The sequence below is a fragment of the Flavobacterium sp. genome, assembly GCF_013823965.1.
Taxonomy (GTDB): domain Bacteria; phylum Bacteroidota; class Bacteroidia; order Flavobacteriales; family Flavobacteriaceae; genus Flavobacterium.
In genome coordinates, this window is the sequence record NZ_PNNA01000076.1 from 1 (window position 1) to 21,239 (window position 21,239).

Annotated in this window: 14 protein-coding genes; 11 read left to right on the forward strand and 3 right to left on the reverse strand. The window is 40.6% G+C overall.

The window, feature by feature from the left end; translation table 11 throughout:
- From C0430_RS08890 to C0430_RS08910, 5 genes are all read left to right on the forward strand, one after another.
- Nucleotides 1–2,415: hypothetical protein (locus C0430_RS08890; RefSeq protein WP_290868393.1), on the forward strand; the 2,415-nt coding region annotated here is incomplete at its 5' end.
- A gap of 35 nt (nt 2,416–2,450) precedes the next feature.
- Complete coding sequence (locus tag C0430_RS08895) at nt 2,451–6,101, forward strand: hypothetical protein (protein WP_290868394.1); 3,651 nt, start codon at nt 2,451–2,453, stop codon at nt 6,099–6,101.
- 62 nt (nt 6,102–6,163) lie between these two features.
- Complete coding sequence (locus tag C0430_RS08900; protein WP_290868397.1) at nt 6,164–9,295, forward strand: DUF11 domain-containing protein; 3,132 nt, start codon at nt 6,164–6,166, stop codon at nt 9,293–9,295.
- A gap of 416 nt (nt 9,296–9,711) precedes the next feature.
- Nucleotides 9,712–10,095, forward strand: coding sequence for an HU family DNA-binding protein (locus C0430_RS08905; protein ID WP_290868400.1), 384 nt, complete (start codon nt 9,712–9,714; stop codon nt 10,093–10,095).
- Between the two features lie 204 nt (nt 10,096–10,299).
- Nucleotides 10,300–10,785, forward strand: a complete 486-nt coding sequence (locus tag C0430_RS08910; RefSeq protein ID WP_290868529.1) for a glutathione peroxidase — start codon at nt 10,300–10,302, stop codon at nt 10,783–10,785.
- An 84-nt stretch (nt 10,786–10,869) separates the two neighbouring features.
- Here the strand turns inward: C0430_RS08910 and C0430_RS08915 are convergent, their stop codons facing one another.
- A complete protein-coding gene (locus C0430_RS08915) occupies nt 10,870–11,817 on the reverse strand; it encodes a tRNA-dihydrouridine synthase family protein (RefSeq protein WP_290868402.1) in 948 nt (315 codons plus the stop codon).
- Nucleotides 11,818–11,924: 107 nt separating this feature from the next.
- Here C0430_RS08915 and C0430_RS08920 point away from each other — a divergent pair, with 107 nt between their 5' ends.
- Together C0430_RS08920 and C0430_RS08925 are read left to right on the forward strand one after the other, a co-directional pair.
- Entirely contained in the window at nt 11,925–12,797 is an 873-nt protein-coding gene (locus tag C0430_RS08920; protein ID WP_290868405.1) for an AraC family transcriptional regulator, read from the forward strand.
- Nucleotides 12,798–12,936: 139 nt separating this feature from the next.
- A complete protein-coding gene (locus C0430_RS08925) occupies nt 12,937–13,542 on the forward strand; it encodes an NAD(P)H-dependent oxidoreductase (RefSeq protein WP_290868407.1) in 606 nt (201 codons plus the stop codon).
- A 76-nt stretch (nt 13,543–13,618) separates the two neighbouring features.
- Here the strand turns inward: C0430_RS08925 and C0430_RS08930 are convergent, their stop codons facing one another.
- Nucleotides 13,619–14,116, reverse strand: coding sequence for a GNAT family N-acetyltransferase (locus tag C0430_RS08930; RefSeq protein ID WP_290868410.1), 498 nt, complete (start codon nt 14,114–14,116; stop codon nt 13,619–13,621).
- Between the two features lie 136 nt (nt 14,117–14,252).
- On the opposite strand from C0430_RS08930, the gene menD reads away from it, so the two are divergent.
- The 3 genes from menD (at nt 14,253) to cydB (ending at nt 18,405) form a co-directional block, all read left to right on the forward strand.
- The gene (gene menD / locus C0430_RS08935) at nt 14,253–15,914 is read left to right on the forward strand and encodes a 2-succinyl-5-enolpyruvyl-6-hydroxy-3-cyclohexene-1-carboxylic-acid synthase (protein WP_290868413.1); all 1,662 of its coding nucleotides are present in this window, start codon (nt 14,253–14,255) and stop codon (nt 15,912–15,914) included.
- Nucleotides 15,915–16,005: 91 nt separating this feature from the next.
- Nucleotides 16,006–17,358: a cytochrome ubiquinol oxidase subunit I gene (locus C0430_RS08940; protein WP_290868417.1), complete on the forward strand. Its 1,353-nt coding sequence runs from the start codon at nt 16,006–16,008 to the stop codon at nt 17,356–17,358.
- Between the two features lie 9 nt (nt 17,359–17,367).
- Nucleotides 17,368–18,405 (forward strand): cytochrome d ubiquinol oxidase subunit II, encoded by a 1,038-nt coding sequence (cydB, locus tag C0430_RS08945; RefSeq protein ID WP_290868419.1) that lies wholly within the window; start codon nt 17,368–17,370, stop codon nt 18,403–18,405.
- Nucleotides 18,406–18,558: 153 nt separating this feature from the next.
- Here cydB and C0430_RS08950 read toward each other — a convergent pair whose 3' ends face one another.
- Nucleotides 18,559–19,911: a M28 family metallopeptidase gene (locus C0430_RS08950; RefSeq protein ID WP_290868421.1), complete on the reverse strand. Its 1,353-nt coding sequence runs from the start codon at nt 19,909–19,911 to the stop codon at nt 18,559–18,561.
- A 314-nt stretch (nt 19,912–20,225) separates the two neighbouring features.
- On the opposite strand from C0430_RS08950, the gene C0430_RS08955 reads away from it, so the two are divergent.
- Nucleotides 20,226–21,080 (forward strand): S1-like domain-containing RNA-binding protein, encoded by an 855-nt coding sequence (locus tag C0430_RS08955; RefSeq protein ID WP_290868424.1) that lies wholly within the window; start codon nt 20,226–20,228, stop codon nt 21,078–21,080.
- Nucleotides 21,081–21,239 lie beyond the last annotated feature (159 nt).

The window sequence follows — 21,239 nt, forward strand, 5'->3', positions numbered from 1 at the left end:
AGATTGGCAAACGATGCTACATTGGCCACAAGTGTAACAACAGAAAAAAGCAGAGCGATTCTTGCAGAAGGAACTTTGACTACTGGTTTAGCTTCAGAAATTACCAGAGCTACAACAGCCGAAAATGCGAATGCCACTGCCATAACAGCAGAAACCACCAGAGCAACCGCAGCAGAATTAACCAAAGAAAATGCAGCCAACAAGAGCACGGACGGAACATTTGCATTGAATTCAGATGAAAAATTCCCAACAGAGAAAGCCACAAAAACGTATGTTGATAGCAAAGCTACATCAGCTTCGTCAGCTTTAAGTTCTGAAACGGACAGAGCCACTGCAGCAGAAGACGTATTGACTACCGATTTGGCCGCAGAAGCCGCAACAAGATTGGCAAACGATGCTACATTGGCCACAAGTGTAACAACAGAAAAAAGCAGAGCGATTCTTGCAGAAGGAACTTTGACTACTGGTTTAGCTTCAGAAATTACCAGAGCTACAACAGCCGAAAATGCGAATGCCACTGCCATAACAGCAGAAACCACCAGAGCAACCGCAGCAGAATTAACCAAAGAAAATGCAGCCAACAAGAGCACGGACGGAACATTTGCATTGAATTCAGATGAAAAATTTCCAACAGAAAAAGCTACCAAAACTTATGTAGATGGAAAAGCCACGGCAGTTTCAACAGCCTTGACTTCTGAAACGGAAAGAGCTACAGCCGCAGAAGGCGTTTTGACTAGCGATTTGGCCGCAGAAGCCGCAACGAGATTGGCAAATGACACTACCTTGGCCACAAGCATAACAACAGAAAAAGACAGAGCCATTCTAGCCGAAGGAACTTTGACTACCAATTTGAATGCAGAAGCCACAACCAGGGCAGCAGCCGATGTAGTTTTAACAGATGACTTGGCAGCAGAAGTAAGCAGGGCTACAACAGCTGAAGGAACTTTGACCACTAATTTGGCGAACGAAGTTTCCAGAGCAACAGCTGCGGAAGCCACTAAAGAATTATTGGCCAACAAAAGTACCAGTGTGAGCGCAGATGGTTTATCTGACGATAAATATTCAAGTGTTAAATCGGTGAAGACGTATGTTGATGCGAGTACGTCTGCAGCGAGTACGTCCTTGGCATCGGAAACAGCAGCAAGAATAGCCGCTGACAACACATTGACGACTAATTTAAATTCGGAAATTTCAACAAGAACAACAGCAGTCAGCACGGTAACCACCAACTTGGCATCGGAAGCAGCAACACGATTGGCGGCCGACAATACCTTGACCAATAATTTGGCAGCAGAAGTGTTGACTAGAGCATCAGCCGTGTCTTTGTTGACCACAAATCTTGAAAACGAAATTACAAGAGCTACAAATGCAGAAGTTACCTTGACGACAAACCTTGGATTAGAAAAAACTAGAGCGATGGGAGTGGAAGCGACCAAGGAAAATGCTGCAAACAAGAGTGTAGATGGTACTTTGGCATCAAATTCTGATGTGAAATTTCCAACAGAGCAAGCGGTAAAAACTTATGTTGATAATGCCGTGGCTGGTACAACCGATGCTTTGGCGTTGATTGCTGCTGAAACGGCAAGAGCCAAATCAGCCGAGAACACCATTACGTCAAATTTGAATACTGAAAAATCGAATAGAATTCTTGCTGATAATACCTTGACGACAAATTTGCAAACGGAAGTGGATCGTGCAATTGAAGCGGAAGCTACAAAAGAAGATTTAATAAATAAAAGTTACAGTGTTACTACTGACGGTGCTTCAAATATAAAATACCCAACGGTTAAATCGGTTAAAACTTATGTTGATACTGAAATTGCAGTTATCAATGCCTTGGCAGACGGAAAAATCTATTTAGGAAACGCCAGTGGCGTGGCCACGGAAGTTGCTTTGTCAGGAGAAGCCACAATGAATAACTCGGGAAGCGTTACTTTAAATAACGCGGCAGTCATCAATAAAGTATTGACTGGTTTTACGACTGCAACAGGAGCAGTTGTTGCCACTGATTCTGTTTTGGGAGCGATTCAAAAAATAGAAGGAAATAAATCTACCGATGTTTTTGCAGATAAACTTTCGGATATAAAATACCCAAGTGCAAAAGCGGTGAAGACGTATGTAGATACCTACTCAACAATAAACGCCATAAGTACGATAACGGCTAATTATACAGCATTAATAACGGATTACACTATTTTATCTAATGGTACTGCAGGTGGATTTACCCTAACATTGCCAAACGCTTCTACAGCTACCGGTAAAGTTTATGTTATTCGCAAAACGGATGAGACAACCAATTTGTTAAGTTTTAGTCCTGCTTTAAAGCTGACGGAAACCACAACGATTTCTTCCATAAACTATCCCAAAACAATCAGAGTTCAGTCCAACGGTACTTCATGGTACGTAATTGACTAATTAGATTATATTTTAAAAAATAAAAACAAAATAATATGAGTCCTAATACATTTTTAAAAAGCGTAGTCTTCACATTAATTCTTTGGTTTTCCACAGATATTGTTTCAGCGCAAGTGACCCAGAAAATAGGGGGGAATCCTTATAGTATAGACCCTAAAGCTGTTTTGGAATTAGAAAGTACCACCAAGGGATTTTTGCTTCCTCGAATGACAAATGCACAAATGACGGCCATAACAACACCCACGGAAGGTATGATGGTGTATTGCACCGATTGTGGCGTGGGAACTGATGGTGAGTTGAGAATAGCATACAATAGCGTCTGGCAAACTTTTAAAGGAAATTTGACGGGAAATATAACGGGTAATGCTGCCACAGTTACGACTAATTCAAATTTAACAGGACCAATTACAAGTACAGGAAATACCACGGCCGTGGCTTCTCAAACAGGAACGGGATCTAAATTTGTAATGGATACGGCACCTACTTTGGTCACGCCAGTATTGGGAGTGGCAACAGCAACGAGCGTTAATGGCACTTCTATTCCAACCTCAAAAACGCTAGTGGTAACTACTGATAAATTGAGTGCGCTGTCAGCGACTACATCAGCTGAATTAGCCGGGGTTGTTTCGGACGAAACAGGAACAGGATCGGTAGTTTTAGCAGTATCACCGGCCTTGACGGGAACTCCAACTGCTCCAACAGCAACAGTAGGAACTAATACAACACAACTTGCCACTACAGCTTTTGTAGCTGCAGCAAATGCAACCAATGCCAATTTAACTGGGCCAATTACAAGTATTGGCAATGCGACATCCGTAGCTTCTCAAACAGGAACGGGATCTAAATTTGTTATGGATACGGCTCCAACTTTGGTTACACCAGATTTGGGTGTGGCAACAGCTACTTCAATTAATAAAGTGACTATAACCGCTCCTACAACCAGTGCCACTTTAACATTGGCAAATGGAAGTACTTTAGCAACATCAGGAGCTTTTTCGCAAACATTAACGGCAACGGGAGCTACCAATGTTACCTTACCTACAACAGGAACTTTAGCTACTTTGGCTGGAACAGAAACATTGACCAATAAAACCTTAACAGCACCTGTAATGACAACACCTGTTCTCGGTACACCGGCTTCTGGAACTTTAACTAATGCCACTGGATTGCCTCTTACATCTGGAGTAGTTGGAATTTTGCCAATTGCAAATGGTGGAACAGGTTCTGCCACTCAGAACTTTGTGGATTTGACCACTGCACAAACTATTGCTGGCACTAAAACATTTAGCAGTGATGCCATTGTTCATGGAATAACTGTTGGTACTGGTACTGACACAGCTGATAGTACAGTTTTAGGTAATTTAGCTCTTTCTAGCAATACCACAGGTACTCGTAATACAGCTATTGGATTAGGTGCTCTTAAGTCAAATACCACAGGTACGCAAAATACAGCAAATGGGTTTTTAGCCCTTAATTCGAATACTACTGGTATTAATAATGCGGCTTTTGGTGCACAATCTATCCAATTGAATACCATTGGCTCCAATAACGCGGCAAATGGATATTTATCTCTTAGTAAAAATACATCAGGTGGTTTTAACACAGCTGTGGGGACTAAATCTCTTTTTGAAAGTTTAACGGGAAGCTATAATGCAGCTATTGGTAACAATGCTTTATTGTCAAACACCTCTGGAATAGGAAATTCTGCTTTAGGGTCTGGAGCCGATGTAGATTCTGGAGATTTAACCAATGCTACCGCCATTGGATATAATTCTTTAGTTTTAGCCAGTAACACCATTCAATTGGGAAGTACGAGTGTAACAAATGTGAATACAAGCGGAACTTTGACTGCAAAAGACGTTACCTATCCAAATACTCACGGAACTAGCGGACAGGTATTATCGACTACGGGAATTGGAACATTGACTTGGATAACACCTAGTACTACTGCTACGGCTTATAGTGGTGTTTTGCCAGTGGCAAACGGAGGTACTGGAGTCACTACTTCAACAGGAACAGGGAATGTGGTATTATCGAATTCGCCTACTCTTGTTACACCAACATTAGGGGCAGCTTCAGCTTCAAGTATTTCTTTCGTTGGAAGTACTTATGGTACAACAACATTAGTTGCCAATGCCAATGCCGGAAACTCAACCTTGACACTACCAAATGATGGCGTATTGGCGACCATTGAGGGTGCTGAAAAACTTACAAGCAAAACCATCAATGGTGTAACCCCTACAGCTTTAATAGATGGATTTACCTTGGCAGGAGGAACTACTTCCAAATTACTTACAGTTAGTGATGATGCAACTGTTTCTGGTATCAATTCTGGCGATCAGACGATTACATTGACTGGAGATGTTACAGGTAGTGGCAAAGGAAGCTTTCCTGCGACCTTGTCTAATTCAGGTGTAACGGCAGCAACTTATGGTAGCGCCACAAGCGTGCCGGTATTTACTGTTGACGCCAAGGGAAGGGTAACTGGCGTGACCAATACCACAATATCAGGTGCTACGCCAATTGGATCCGCACTAACCAGCGCACAAATTATAGTTGGTAATGGTTCAAACCTTGCTGCAGCCGTGGCGATGAGCGGCGATGTAACCATCAACAATGCTGGAGTAACAACTATTGGGGCTGGTAAAGTAAGCAATGCGATGTTGGCAGGAGGTATAGACCTTACAACAAAAGTTACGGGAGTTTTACCTGTAGCCAATGGAGGTACAGGTGCAAGCAATGCAACTGATGCAAGAGCCAATCTAGGTTTAGGAACAGCAGCAATTTTAAATACAGGAACTTCTTCTGGAAATATTCCAGTTTTGGATATTAATGGTAAAATTCCAAATACTCTGATAAATGTGTCTGGACTTACCTATAAAGGAAGTATAAGTTTGTCTGGGGGTGTTGCTGTACCTTATTTACCGGCAGGTAGCTACTATATTATTTCAGGTGCAGGAAAAGAAACACAAACTAATACAGATTTCAATGTTGGAGACTGGATGATTTCTTCTACTACTACTGAACCATTAACTACTTGGCAAAAAATATCACAAACTTCAACTGTTTCAAGTGTGGCAGGAAAAACGGGTATCGTAACATTAGCCACTTCTGATCTTACGGATGTTACTTTAACAGGTATTGCAACAGGAAAGGTTTTGACATGGAACGGAACCCAATGGGCACCTGCCAACGTGAGTGCAGGAACTATCACTAGTGTAACGGCAGCATCTCCTCTTCTTAGTTCAGGAGGATCAACACCACAAATCTCGATGCCTGTTGCTACAACTTCTGCCGATGGTTATTTGTCTTCTACTGATTGGACTACTTTTAACAACAAGGCAGCAGTAGCTTCGCCAACTTTTACTGGTGTACCAGCTGCTCCCACTGCTTCGGCAGGAACTAATACCACTCAAATAGCCACGACAGCTTTTGTAACAACGGCTTTATCTACTGCTGGTGTTAGAGATGTAACAGATGAATTTACGGCTACTGTTTCTCAAACAGTGTTTACTTTAACACAAACAAAATCAGTAAACAGTAAAGTGAAAATGTATATCAATGGTGTCCGCATCAGTAATACGGCATACAGTGTTAGTGGGACAACATTAACTTATGTACCAGCAAACAATACGGCGTACACTTTAACCGCGGGTGATAGAATTCAATTTGACTATTTTTATTAATCTAAGTAGTATAATAAATTATTGAGATGAGAATATCCAAGATTATAATTTTTTCGTTCTTTATGGCTCTCTGTTCAATCCGGGGTTTTGCACAATTAAGTGATTTGCATTATCTACCACCGTTGAAGCAGAGTTCAGGTTCAATTTCAGGAGCAAGTGCTGCAATCGTCGAACAAGTAATTTACGTGTCGACACCAGAAACTAGCCCATTTACCGTAAATGTATATCGAGGAAACAGTACTTCGATATTGACCACATTAACCGTTTCAAAAGCTGCAAGTACAAGCTATACTTTACCTTCTGGAGAAAATGATATTGCTATAGTTTCGTCCGTAAATACGGGTATTGTGTTAAGTAACAGTGGATTGCGATTTGTTTCGCCAGGAGGTCAAAAATTTTATGTAAACTATCGCGGTAAATCAGCCAATCAAGCTTCTTCCCTGACTTCTAAGGGAAGGGCTGCTCTTGGAAAAGCTTTTAAATGGGGTGGTGTTCCAAATAAAGGGACAAACTATGCCATACTCAATTCGACTTTGGGAATAATGGCCACAGAAGACAATACTACTTTTAGGATATTTGGATATAATCCGAATTGTACTTTTAGGTTGGGTACAAATGCTACAGGCATAACAGATGATGCCTTGACAATTACCTTAAATGCGGGCCAATCGTATGTTCTAGAAGCTACCATTGCTGCGGCAAATTCCCCAAATGTGGATGGTTGGCTCGGAGCATCCATTACTTCTGATAAAAATATTGCTGTCAGTTTTGGAGAACTCCATTATCAGCCATCAACTCTTGCGAACCAGGACTGTGCCATCGACCAGATTATTCCAGAAAACACCTTGGGAAGAGAGTATGTCTTCGTAAGAGGAAACGGAGTGGATTTACTTGAGTTTCCTGTAATTGTGGCCACTCAAAACGACACAAAAATATATGTTAATGGAGGGGAAACTCCCATAGCAACAATAAACAATGGGGATTATTACAGTATTCCGTCGACTTATTATTCCTCCTCGTCAACCACTTCATCGGTACCTGGTGCTAATATGTATGTGTATACTTCAAAAGAGGCTTATGCATTCCAATCTTTGGCGGGAAGTAATGGAACTCAAACCGGTGACATCAATTTTATTGCTCCGGTAAACTGTTTGTTAAGTAGTCAGGTAGACGGTATTCCGGATATCACTAATATGGCTGGAGTCACTATTTCGGGAGGTGTTACAATCATTGCTTCCACTGCAGTTGCAGATGCAGACATTATCGTTAAATACGGTGCTAATCAGGTTAGTTATGCCACAATACTGGCAGCCAAAAAAACAGTGTCCGGGAGTACTAATTGGAAAACCTATTTTTTACCCGGTTTATCAGGTAACGTTTCGGTATCAGCCAATGGTCCAATTGCTGTTGGTTTTTTTGGATATAATGGAGCTCTTGGTGCCTCAGGTTATTTCTCGGGCTTTGAAACCATTCCAACCATCCAGTTGACTAAAGTAGGAGACGGCTGTTTGCCTTCTACCATCTTGACAGCTACTCCAGGTTTTACCTCTTATGACTGGTACAAAGACGGAATATTAATTCCAGGGGTAACTTCTAATTCATACACTCCAACAACTGTAGGTAATTTCAAAGTTGTAGTGTCACAAGGCACATGTACTTATGAATCTTCATTTGAACCAGTGAACGACTGCCATCCAGAATTAGTGTTTAGCGTAACTGCAGATAACAATACCGTGGCGAGCAATTCAACTGTCACTTTCAAGGTCAAGGTAAAATATTACGGTTATGATAAAGTGGATAATGTGTTAATTAGCAACACATTACCTGGCGTGGTTACACTCGCCAATGCAACGCCAACTTTTGGAAGCTGGAATGCAACCACCAAACAATGGACTATTGGAACGATGTATCCTGGAGAAGAACATATTCTAACAGTACAGGCAACTGTAAATTCGGTGGTTACGCCAACAAATGGGACTTATACTATTTCAAGTACCCAAACTTTCTCAGGAACTGAAGGAAATTCAATTCCAGATGATTTGTCAGAAACCATTACTGCCGTGGCTGCATTGACAAGTCCAGGATTGAGTAATTTTTCATTTCAGAATAAAAAATATTTTGATAATGATTTTACCATCCCTCCACCAACATCCAATAGTTCCGGTGCGATTACCTATACTAGCAGCAATCCAAGCGTGGCAACCGTTAAAGGGAACGTTATTTCGATACATGGATCCGGAACATCTTCCATAGTGGCAAGTCAAGCGGCAAATGGCAGTTATTATTCAGGAACCATTGCGGCAACACTTACGGTAACAGATGTAAGCGTATTGACTAGTTTTGGCAGGATCGTAAATAATTTACCTAATTATGTAAACAAAAACGGTGCCATAGGCGCCAGTCAAATGGTTGATTCTAAAGGAAAGACTATTTCTTTGAAATCAAATGATGGCTCATCGTCATCATCAGCTGGAACAAGCGCACTACAAATAAAGACAGATTTTCCATCCTCTGTTGATGGGGTTTATTGGATTGATTTACCAAATGTTGGTCCCACCCAAATTTATTGTATAATGGACAGTAATTATGATGGAGGTGGATGGATGCTTGCAATGAAAGCTGCTGCTGCCGGAACCACTTTTAATTACAGTGCAACTTATTGGACAACGGCAAACACCTTAAATCCAACCGATGTTACCAGAAATGCAGGAGATGCTAAATACGAAACGATGAATAATTTTCAATCTAAAGATTTGATGGCTATTTGGCCAGATATTTCAAACATTGCTACAGAAAGTGGAAGTATTGATGGTTTGACTAAATGGACCTGGCTTCAAAATAATTTTCATGGTAGCGGATTGAGAACTACACTTATTTCAAAGTTCGCAGGAAGCCAAGATACTTATTATACTTCAAACAATGGAACGATGACTTTCTCAGGTTTTAATACCAGTGTTTTCACTGCACAACAAGGTTTTACTTTCTATGGAATCAATTATTCAGGATATGCAAGTGCTAAAGTTCGATGGGGATTTGGATGGAACAATGAAGCAGATCAACTTTCGAACGATGTTTCTGGAGGTATTGGATTATCTTCTAATTATGGTAATTATTCTGCAGGAGATTATTATTGGACTGGAGCTTCTTCCACAGGGATTAGTAGATCAGCAAGAGTGGAGATTTATATAAGATAACCAGCTTTATGTTAAAGAGTCACAAGTAGGATTAAACCCTGATAGGAGTCGCTAATAATTTATAGAATATAAAAGAAAATTTTATACCAATATCAAATAGGATATTACATTCATTTTCATAGTTTATCTACACCATCAAACAAAGACTTCACTTAAATGCTGAAGTCTTTGTTGTTTTATAAGGACCCGCAAACAGGTTTGTCATTGCCCTGTTTTTATCGAGTAAGTTTGAAGCAATAAAAAGATATATATGTTTGTTTATAAAACATATATATCTTTTTATTAAAACATATTTAAATTTATTTAACTTTGTAAGTGCTGGATTGGAACACAATGACTTTCGGCGCTAAATTCAATACCGATTTTGTAAAATACCAACAAAGCCTTTATTTAAATAATTCAATAATAGTAGTAGTATGGCCGTACAATTTAAAATGGTGCCCAAGAAAAACATCTTGGTTTCACCTCCCCAAATCAAATATTATCCTTGTGCGATCCATAAAGGCGAAGAAGATTTATATAGTCTTGCCGAAATGGTCGCTTCGCGGTCCACGGTCAGCAAAGCTGATTGTTACGCCGTAATCATAGGGCTTACAGAAGTAATCTCCGAAACATTGGCCGCTGGAAGTATAGCGCGAATTGACAATTTGGGTTCGTTTCAAATAACAGTCCAAGGCACTCCTGCCGATACACTGGAAGAATTGGGAACAGCCAACATAAAAGGGGCCAAAATTAAATTTAATCCCTCCAAAAGGATGAAATCAAAACTCAAAAATCTGGTTTTTAAAAGAGTGAGATAAACTACGCATTCTTTAAAAATCGATTCTTGATGCAACAAAACCAATATTATAAAAACTTTAGGAATCGTTCCAGCGTTTAAAAAATCATTTTGACTAATTTTATAAAAAATTAAACCAATGAAAAACCTATTGATGTGTGCCTTTGCAATGTTTCTTTTTTGGAGTTGCCAAGGCCAAAACAAACAAGTTAAAACCGAAACCACTATGCCAAAACTAACCATTTACCAATTCAAGGTGGAAGACTTATCAGGAAAAGAATTTGATTTTGCTTCCTTGAAAGGCAAAAAAATCATGATTGTCAACACGGCATCCAAATGTGGATTGACGCCACAATACAAGGAATTGGAAGCCTTGTACAAAGAATACGCTTCAAAAGGTTTCGTGATCGTGGGCTTTCCAGCCAATAATTTTGCGGGTCAAGAACCGGGAACCAACGAAGAAATTGCCGCTTTCTGCCAATTGAATTACGGCGTAACTTTTCCGATGATGGACAAAGTTTCCGTAAAAGGGGATGATATGTGTGCAGTGTACCAATTCCTGACCCAAAAATCCAAAAACGGATTGCAGGACAGTCAAGTGGAATGGAATTTCCAGAAATACCTTCTGAACGAAAAAGGCGAATTGGAAAAAGTAATTTCTCCAAGAACTTTGCCCAACGACCCGGAAGTCTTGAATTGGATTAAGGGGTAATATTTTTTAGTTTTTTACCAAATAAGGCATATAAGTTCATATAAGAGTATTGCTTAAATGAACTTATATGCCTTATTTGGTTAATTATTTCTCGTTTTTGAAAATGGCTTCCACGGCGGCTTCATAATTGCGGATACTCTGCGCTTTCTTGATTTGTTTCAACACCTTGTGCGGATTCGAAAAAGTGACTGAAAAGTACTCCCATAAATGATACATCTTCAACAAAATATGGGTTTGACCCGATAGCGATTCACTGTAAATGGCATATAAAGTGTCGTGAAATTCACGGAACAAATCCATTTTGTTTTCGGGATATTCTGGGCTGTTGTTTCGTATCATGCTGGGCAAAAAAGGATCGGAAATCAATCCGCGTCCTATCATCCAATGGTCTATTGTCGGGAAACGTTCCTGCATTTCCTTGAATTTGGCCACCGAAGTAATGTCGCCATTGTAATAGAGTTTATGTTTGGTATTGTCGATGCAGTGTTGGAATGCATCCAAGTGGACGCCGCCTTTGTACAATTGTTTGCCAATTCGGGCGTGAATGGCGATATTTTTTAATGGATAGTGGTCCAAAATAGGCAAAACATCCAGAATTTCTTCGGTCGTATCATAACCCAAACGCATTTTCATCGAAACCAGAATATCGGTCTCGGAATGTGCCCTTTCCAGAATATGGTTGATTTTTTCGGTGTTCTTGATCAAGCCGGAACCCATCCCGGATTTGGTCACCATAGGATACGGACAACCCAAATTCCAGTTCAATTCTTTGTAACCCAGTTCCCGAACATATTTGGCAACGAACAAAAACTCCTCGGCATCATTCGTGATTACTTGCGGTATGACTTCTAAATCCAGATTGTTTTCAGGCAGTAAATCTCGCTCATACGAAGCTTTGATTTCCAGTTTTCCATTCAACCGAATATAAGGCGAATAGAAAGTGTCGATTCCGCCAAAAAGCCTGTTTTGGGCATTCCTGAAACGAAAATCGGTAAATCCTTGTAGGGGAGAAGAAAGAAGGGTAAAGTCCATATTGTTTGTAAAGTTGCAAATATAAGTCATTCGATTTTAGAAATTGTCGTCTGCTACTTTACAAATGGAAGGAAATTATAAAAAAGATAAATGTGTAACTTTGTCAAATGAAAAATTTCTCGGATTTTAAAACGTATAATGAATATCTTGGGTTGGACAAACCATTGGACAATGATATTGATGTTGGTTATTACGACCCACCAAATATGTTGTCTTCATCTGAACCGATTACGGTTGACTTTTACAGAATTTCCATAAAAATAAATGTTGTAAATAGGACAATACCCAAAAGTGAACCGATTACGGCCGTGTTTTTCAACAGTCCAAATTTAATTGTTCCGACAGGCTGGGATGTGGAACCCAATTATAAAGGAATGTATCTGCAACTTTCAAAAAAAATCATTGAAGAAAATCGGTACTTGTTCAAAACCTATCTCGATTACGGGCAACACGAAGCCTTGTATTTAACGGATGAAGAGGTGGAAGAAATAGAAGCTGTTTTCAAATTGATGATGAAATATTATCAAAACGAAAGACGAAATTTCAATGTGTTGTTGTCGTACGTAAATGTGCTGGTTTCTTTGGTGGAAGCATTTTATAAAAGACGGTTTTCAACTGACCCAAAAGAATACAATCGTATTGTATTGGATTTTCAACAAAGTTTAAACGATTATTATAGTCAACCGGTACGCCAACTTCCAAGTGTTCAGTATTTTGCAGACAAATTGGGTTTGACCGCCAATTATTTGGGCGACATTGTAAAACATTTTACCAACAAATCAGCTCTTGAAAATATCCACGATTTTGTGATTAAAAAAGCCAAAGAATTATTGGTGGAAAACAAAAACTTAAACACCACCGAAGTAGCATATGAATTGGGGTTTGAATATCCCAATTACTTTTCCAAATTCTTCAAAAAACAGGTGAATCTCACGCCAAAAGAATATCGATTGCAAGCCATCAGCAAAAAAATAATATAATGAAACATCTTTAATCAAGGCGTTTTTTTGTTATAAGTAATTTGTTTCTTTTTTAGTGGTAGTCTGTTTCCTTTTTTGGCAATATTAGTTTTTACTTTTGTGGAGTAAAAAAAGTGAAAAAATAACAACAAATACTACGATGGAAAAACCAAAAAAAGTATTACTCATCAATACACATTTAACCTATCCAAATTGGACGGAAGGAACTCTTAATAATTCTTTTATTCAGAAAGCAAAAGACTTTTTTGTAGCAAAAGGATTTGAAATTTTAGAAACAAAAGTAGAAGAAGGCTACAATCCAGAAGAAGAAGTCGGAAAACACATGGAAGCCGACATCATTATCTTGCAAACACCTGTAAACTGGTTTGGTGCTCCTTGGATTTACAAAAAATATGTGGACGAAGTGTTTAACAGCGGATTGAACAGTCAAAAATTTCTTTCGGGAGATGGGCGAACAAGAGAAGACACAACCAAGCAATATGGGACGGGCGGGAAAATGCAAGGCAAAAAATTTATGGTTTGTGCCACTTTTAATGCACCGGCAGAAGCATTTGACAATCCTTCACAAATGCTGATGCAAGGAAAAGGAACAGCCGATTTATTCCTGCCTATTACCAGTAATTATCGTTTTTGCGGTGTTGAAATTGCTACTGATTACAATTGTTTCGATATTTTTAAAGATGGAAACATAGCGGAAGTTCTTGAAAATTATCCAGCACATCTTGCAAAAGTGTTTGACTTGTAAATAAAAATCAAATATAATTTGACACAGATTTCGCTAATTAATCGGTGAAAATCGGTGCAATCTGTGTCAGATTTTTTTATTCCAATAGCAACTGCATGAAAACCGAATCCAGCCAACGGTCAAATTTATAGCCTGATTCCTTGATGATGCCCACGGTTTGGAAACCAAATTTCTCGTGAAATGCCACGCTGCCTTGATTTTCGGCATCAATTACGGCAATCATGGTGTGGAGTTTTTGTTTTTTGGCCAAAGAAATTAATTCCTGAAGCAATTGGTGGCCAATGCCTTGGTCGTGAAAAGCTTCATTCACGTAAACGGAATGTTCGACCGTAAACTTGTACGCTTCCCGAAACCGAAACTCGCTGTACATTCCAAAACCAGCCACTTGCCCGTCGAGTTCGGCAACAATCACGGGGAAGTTTTTGCTAATTTTTTCTTCCAAAAGGTTTTTCTGCTGCTCAAAAGTTCGGATGTTGTAATCGTACAAAGCCGTCGAATGCAATATATTGTGGTTGATGATGTCCAAGATAGCTTGGGTGTCCTTGGTTTGGTAGGGTCTAATTTGGATTTCCATTTTTTTAAATATTTCTCTCCAAAAGTAAGAAAAAGTTGTTCGAATTTAAGGAATTCGGTTGCCAAGTTTGTAACTTTGCCTTTCAGGTCAGGATGGTAAAAAGTCCAACCTCTAACGTCTAATTTCCAACTTTAAAATGATTTATCCCAAAATACCTTTAGCGCAAAGCATCATTGAAATTTGTCTTGCCAAGGGAATCAAAAACATCATCATCTCTCCAGGTTCGCGAAATGCCCCTTTAACCATAGGTTTTGTAAACAATCCCGAGTTCAATTGCTACAGCATTGCCGATGAGCGTTGCGCCGCTTTTTTTGCCCTTGGTATTGCACAACAAACCCAAAAACCAGCCGTGGTGGTTTGCACCTCCGGTTCGGCATTGTTGAATTATTATCCTGCTTTTGCCGAGGCATTTTATAGCCAGATTCCCTTAATCGTGATTTCTGCCGACAGGCCGCAGGGCAAAATCGACATTGGCGACGGCCAAACCATTCGCCAGGAAAATGTTTTCAAAAATCATTCGCTTTACAATGCCAATTTAACCGAGGAAGTTTCGGTCAAAAACGATTTGAAAATCAACAAGGCCATCAACAAGGCTTTTACCAAAAAAGGTCCCGTGCATATCAACGCCCCTTTTGAAGAACCTTTGTACCAAACGGTTTCCAAATTGGATGTAGATGTCACGATTTCGGCTTTTGCCAAGGTAAACCATAAAATTTCTATTGATGAAATCGTGGAGTTTACCAATATTTGGAACAAATCCAAAAAGAAGTTAATCCTCGTGGGCGAAAACAAACCCAATGAAATCGACGCTGCAATTATTGAATCCTTGGCCAAGGATGATTCGGTTGTCGTGATGACGGAGAATACCTCAAACCTGCACCATCCTTCTTTTTTGAATAATATTGACACCATAATTACGCCTTTTGCCAAGAAAGAATTCAAAGAATTGCAACCCGATATTCTGGTAACTTTTGGCGGGATGGTGGTTTCCAAAAGGATAAAAGCTTTTTTGAGAAGCTACAAACCGAAGCATCATTGGCATATTGATACTTTGAGGGCTTATGACACTTTTGGTTGTTTGACGCATCATTTCAAAGTCAATCCCAATCAATTTTTTCATCAGTTCTTGCGCTTTACCATTCCCATAAAAAGTAAGTATCGTTCCATTCATCAAGATATTGCGGCTTTGAGGGCCAGTAAACACAAAGAATATTTGTCCAAGATACCTTTTTCGGATTTCAAGGCTTTCGAAAAGATAATTCCTTCCTTGCCCAAGGATTCGATGTTGCATTTAAGCAACAGTTCGGCCATTAGATATGCCCAATTGATTGCCGTGGTTGCTTCCGTGGAAGTTTTTTGCAATCGCGGAACCAGCGGCATCGACGGCAGTACTTCCACGGCAATTGGTGCGGCTGTGGCCAATGCAAAACCCACCGTTTTGATTGCGGGAGACATTGGTTTTCTGTACGACAGCAACGCTTTGTGGAACGCCTACACGCCCAAAAACTTCAAGATTATTTTAATCAACAATGGAGGAGGAGGTATTTTCAGGATTTTGCCCGGACACGAGGAAACTACGGTTTTCAATACTTTTTTCGAGACTTCGCATTGCCTGACCGCCGAGCAATTGGCGAAAATGTACGGTTTTGAATACAGCATTGCCAGCGACGAAGCAAGTTTGGAAAGTAGTTTGAAAAACTTGTACGCCCAAAACGACAAACCAAGCATTCTGGAAATTTTCACGCCCACATTGGAAAACAACAAGATTTTGTTGCAGTATTTTAAAGAGTTGGCGTAGTATCGATTTTATTGTTTTCATTGAAAAATGAGCTGGCATACGTCACCAGGCTTTTATTGGATAACCTATATTTTAAATAAAAATTTTTATTATGGATGTTGAAATATTGGCACGAATACAATTTGCTTTTACCATAGCTTTCCATTACATCTATCCGCCGTTAAGTATCGGTATCGGGTTGATAATGGTGATTTTTGAAGGACTTTATCTGAAGACGGGAAACAAGGATTACGAAATCCTGACCCGTTTTTGGATTAAAATATTCGCCTTGACTTTTGGAATAGGCGTGGCAACCGGAATTATAATGGAGTTTGAATTTGGAACCAATTGGGCGGTGTATTCCCGTTACGTCGGCGATATTTTCGGAAGCGCATTGGCCGCCGAGGGCTTGTTTGCCTTTGGCTTGGAAAGCACTTTTCTTGGCATATTACTTTTTGGATGGAATCGCGTAAAACCTTGGGTGCATTTTGTCTCCACTTTGGGCGTGTTTCTGGGTTCGATGTTCTCTGCCGTTTGGATTGTGGTGGCCAATTCTTGGCAACAAACACCGGCGGGCTACCATATAGTGGGAACCGGATTGCACGCTCGTGCCGAAGTAACCGATTTTTGGGCCATGGTGTTCAATCCTTCCAGCGTCGATCGAATTATCCATACTTGGCAAGGCGCTATTTTGGCGGGAGCCTTCTTGGTTTTGAGTGTGCATGCTTATTACATCAGGAAAGGACGTTATGTCGAAATATCCAAAAAAGCATTCCAGATTACTTTGGTCGTGGCTACCATTTTTTCACTCACCCAATTGCTCTCCGGACACAGTTCCGCCGATGGCGTTGCGGTAAACCAGCCCGCAAAACTGGCCACGATGGAAGGCCATTTCCAGAAAAATTCCCCTGCTGATTTGTATCTCTTGGGTTGGGTGGACAAGGAAAAACAAACCGTTACCGGGCTGGGTATTCCGGGTGGATTATCCTTTTTGGTACACCAAGATTTCAAGGCTCCCATAAAAGGCTTGAACGATTTTCCGGTCGAGGACAGGCCGAGTCAAATCAATGCCGTTTTCCAGTTTTACCACATCATGATAGCCATAGGAATGGCCTTGATTGGACTCACGCTTTATGCCAGTTTTTTGTGGTGGCGCGGCAAATTATTCGAAACCAAATGGCTGATGTGGATTTTTCCCTTTTCCGTCATTTTACCCCAAATCGCCAATCAAGTGGGCTGGTTTACGGCCGAAATGGGCAGGCAGCCTTGGGTGGTTTATGGTTTGCTACGAACGAATAAAGCGTTTTCCCAAGAAGTGTCTTCCCACCAAATTTTGTTTTCACTGGTCTTGTTCACCTTTGTCTATTCGCTCTTGTTGCTGTTGTTTTTATACTCGGTCAATAAAAAAATAAAACACGGTCCGTACGATGAATTGCAAAAAACGTCAGAAATAAATTTTTTATAACTTAGGCTTATGGAAACTTTTTTGGGAATAGATTATCCAACCTTGTGGTATTTGGTCATCGGATTGTTGTTTTCGGGTTACGCCATTTTGGAAGGTTTTGATTTTGGAGCCGGGGCTTGGCATTTGTTTTTCAGGAAAGACCTGAGCCGCCGTATTGCCATCAACGCCATTGGGCCAATATGGGACGCCAACCAAGTTTGGTTGGTCATAGGTGGTGGCGCATTGTTCGCTGGATTTCCGGTGATGTATGCCACGATGTTGTCGGCCATGTACATTCCGTTCATGCTGTTTTTGATGTTCAATGTACTCCGCGCGGCGGCAATAAAATTTAGAAGTGCCGAAGAAATGACTTGGTGGAGAACCGCTTGGGACATTACCTACAGTGTTTCCTGCATCATGATTGCCTTTTTGTTGGGTGTGGTTTTGGGAAATATATTGCAGGGTTTTGCCTTGGGACCTAATTTTACCTATCACGGCGGCATCTTTTTTTCATTCTTGAACCCTTATGCCATAATGGTTGGGCTGACCACGCTTTCCATTTTCATGACCCAGGGAGCCATCTTTCTGCTATTGAAAACCGAAGGAAGATTGCACGATCGATTGACTTTTTTGCTTCAAAAAGGGATGATATTTTTTATCATTAGTTTTGGTATAACAACGCTGTACACCTTGATTTTTATACCCGAAGTGACGGCCAATTTTAGGGAGAATCCACACTATTTTGTGGTTCCTGTTTTGTCCTTTTTGGCTGTGGCCAATGTGCCTCGTTTGGTCTCCAAAAAGAAATACATGTTGGCTTTGGTGTTTTCGTCCTTGACTATGGCTTTTTTGTTGGTTCTCGTGGCTTTGCAATTGTATCCAACACTGTTGATTTCGACCATCGATCCTAAATACAGTGTCACCATTTACAATGCCGCTTCCTCCCAAAAATCATTGGGAATCATGCTGACGATTGTGGCCATTGGAGCACCCTTGTTGGGAGCCTATTTTTTCTTCCTGTACCGAACTTTCAATGGAAAAGTGCAGTTGGACGACACGAGTTATTAGGTTGGTTTGACATAACAGTGTCATCGCCAATTCAAATGCAATTTCCGCATCAAATGGATTTTTACATTGACAAGACAATGTATTGTTTTTTTTTGCCGTATGTCAAGGAATTGATGTAATTTCAATTAACCCGTTATCCTACATATTATTAGTTTATCGAATTGGAACCGGAAATACCGGCAAACTGGCGTGACCCAATTCATCGACGGATTGCACGGCAAAGAAATAGTTGTCTTTTGAAAAAGGAATGGTTGCCCTGGTGTCTTTCACGAAAATTGTTTTTTCCCAATGCGGGGATGAAGTTTCCCGGATTAAAATTTGGTAGCCATAAGGAACTTTTCCTTGGGGAGCTTGCCAGACAAGGGTTGAAAAATTAGAAAGTTCCTTGACTTCGATGCCAACGGATAAAGGAGCTTCGGGAGACCAAGCCAGGTTGCTTAAAGTGGCCAAATTGGAAGCGGCATTTTTTCTGAGGTATTCAAAGTCCATAAACTCGGGCAAATCACCATACTGGATGTTGTTTTCCATTCTCACGTCTTGGTGTTGTTGGTTGAAGTTTTCGTTTTTCTCGCAAAAGCGAACCGCAGTAAAACCATTTTGGAGGAAAGGAGTGTGATCGCCTCCTCTCAAAAAGCGGTCGTTTCGATACACCAAGTCAATGTCCAATTGGTCTACATATTGATTGGTAACCGTTTTTATGTAACGCGCCAATTGTCTGGAAGGGCTGTCGTTGTCGCGATTGGTCGATTTGCGCATTTTGGCTTCGTCTTCGGTTTCCAAGTAAGGAATGGTTTCACTGAAAACCCGCACTCGAGTGTTGTCTCTCAAATTCGTGCCGCTGGACAAGCTGTTGCCTATCATGTCGTTGTTGAGCATTGCCGTAACTTTCCAACCGGCTACTTTTGCCGAATCGGCTAAGTGTCTTGCGCCAAGTAATCCTTGTTCTTCACCGGTTACGGCGACAAAAATGATGGTACAAGGAAATGTTCTTTTGCTCATTATGCGGGACAATTCCATCATGGCGGCAACTCCCGATGCATCGTCGTTGGCTCCAGGCGCATCGATTTTCGAATTCATGACGTCACTCGCTCGAGAATCCATATGTCCGCTAATGATTAGTACGCGTTCGTCTTTTGGGTCAGTTCCTTTTAAAACTGCCATCACATTGGCCAGTTTGCTGTCTGTTGTAATTCGTTTTCCATCGGCTTTAACCCAGTAATAATCAATGCTGGATGTCAATCTGCCACCTGATTCTTTGGCATGTTTGTCAAATTCGGATTTGATCCATCGTTGTGCGGCACCAACACCTCTCAAGTCACTTTTGGTATCACTGACCGAATGGCGTGTTCCAAAAGAAACCAGTTTTCGAACTATTGATTCCAATTTGTCGGCTTTGATTTCCAGAATCATTTTTTTGATTTCCGGATCGTCAACCGTGGTCTGGGAAAATAAAACAGGCGACAATAAAAGGGCTGCAAGTAAATATACTGTTGAAATGGATTTCATTTTTATGAGAAATAAGTTGTATTCAAAACTAATCAAAAATTGGAATCAATTCTAATAAACTTAATAGGAATGTGCTAAATACGGGCCAAGTCTTTTTTTGCCACTGATTTGTTTCGCCAGTCGCTATCGCTCGAGTCACAGATTAACACAGATTCTATGCGTGCTTTTAAAGAAATCTGTGAAAATCTTTTGAATCTGTGGCTAATTTTTCGCTTTGGTATAAGCAACGGATATTCATAAAACTTAATATTGATTTTTGCTTCAAAAATCTTCTTCAAAATCTTCGTACCTTTGCACTTTAGAAAAAGAAGAAAATGATTGAAATAGGAAAATACAACACGCTCACCATACTGCGTGACACCAAGGTAGGCTTGTTTTTGGGAAATCCCGAACAAGACCCCGAAGGAATCCACGACATACTGTTGCCCAATAAATACGTACCCCGAGAATGGGAAATAGGCGAGGAAATCATCGTTTTTGTTTATCTCGACCACGAAGAACGTCCCGTTGCCACAACATTGGAACCTTATATTTTATTGAATGAATTTGCGCTGTTGCGTGTGAACTACGTCAACCAAGTGGGGGCTTTTATGGATTGGGGAATGGAAAAAGACATTCTCGTGCCGTTCAAGGAGCAAGCCCGTCCGATGGAAAAAGGAAAACGTTACTTGGTGTACCTTTATATGGACGAAAAAACCAAACGTTTGGTGGCTTCCAGCAAAACCAACCAGTTTTTGAACAACGATCATCTAACGGTCGAAAAAGGGGAGGAAGTCGATTTGATTGTTTCCCACATCACCGAATTGGGCATCAACGTCATCATCAACGAGCAACACAAAGGGTTATTGTACAAAGACGAAGTCTATGACGACGCCATTCGCACGGGCGACCGATTGCGAGGCTACATCAAGAACATTCGTCCCGACCATAAAATCGATGTTTCGCTCCAAATCCAGGGCTATCAAAACATCGAACCCAATGCCGAGAAAATTCTCGACGAACTTCGCGCCAGTCGTGGCTTCCTGCGCCTGACGGACAATTCCCATCCCGAAGACATCAAGACGGTCTTGAAAATGAGCAAGAAAACCTTCAAGAAAGCCATTGGCACACTCTACAAGGAAAGGCTTATCGAAATCAAGGAAGACGGAATTTATTTGGTGAAAGAGTAAATGAACGCTCTCGTTCCTAACAACCCTGTCAGAGTTTCAAACTCTGACAGAGTTGTTTTTTATAATGTGATTGTGAGTGGAATGCGGCAATCTCCACCACAATCGACCTGTCATTGCGAGCGAGCAATGTGATTATGTTAAGGATTAATACACTATGGA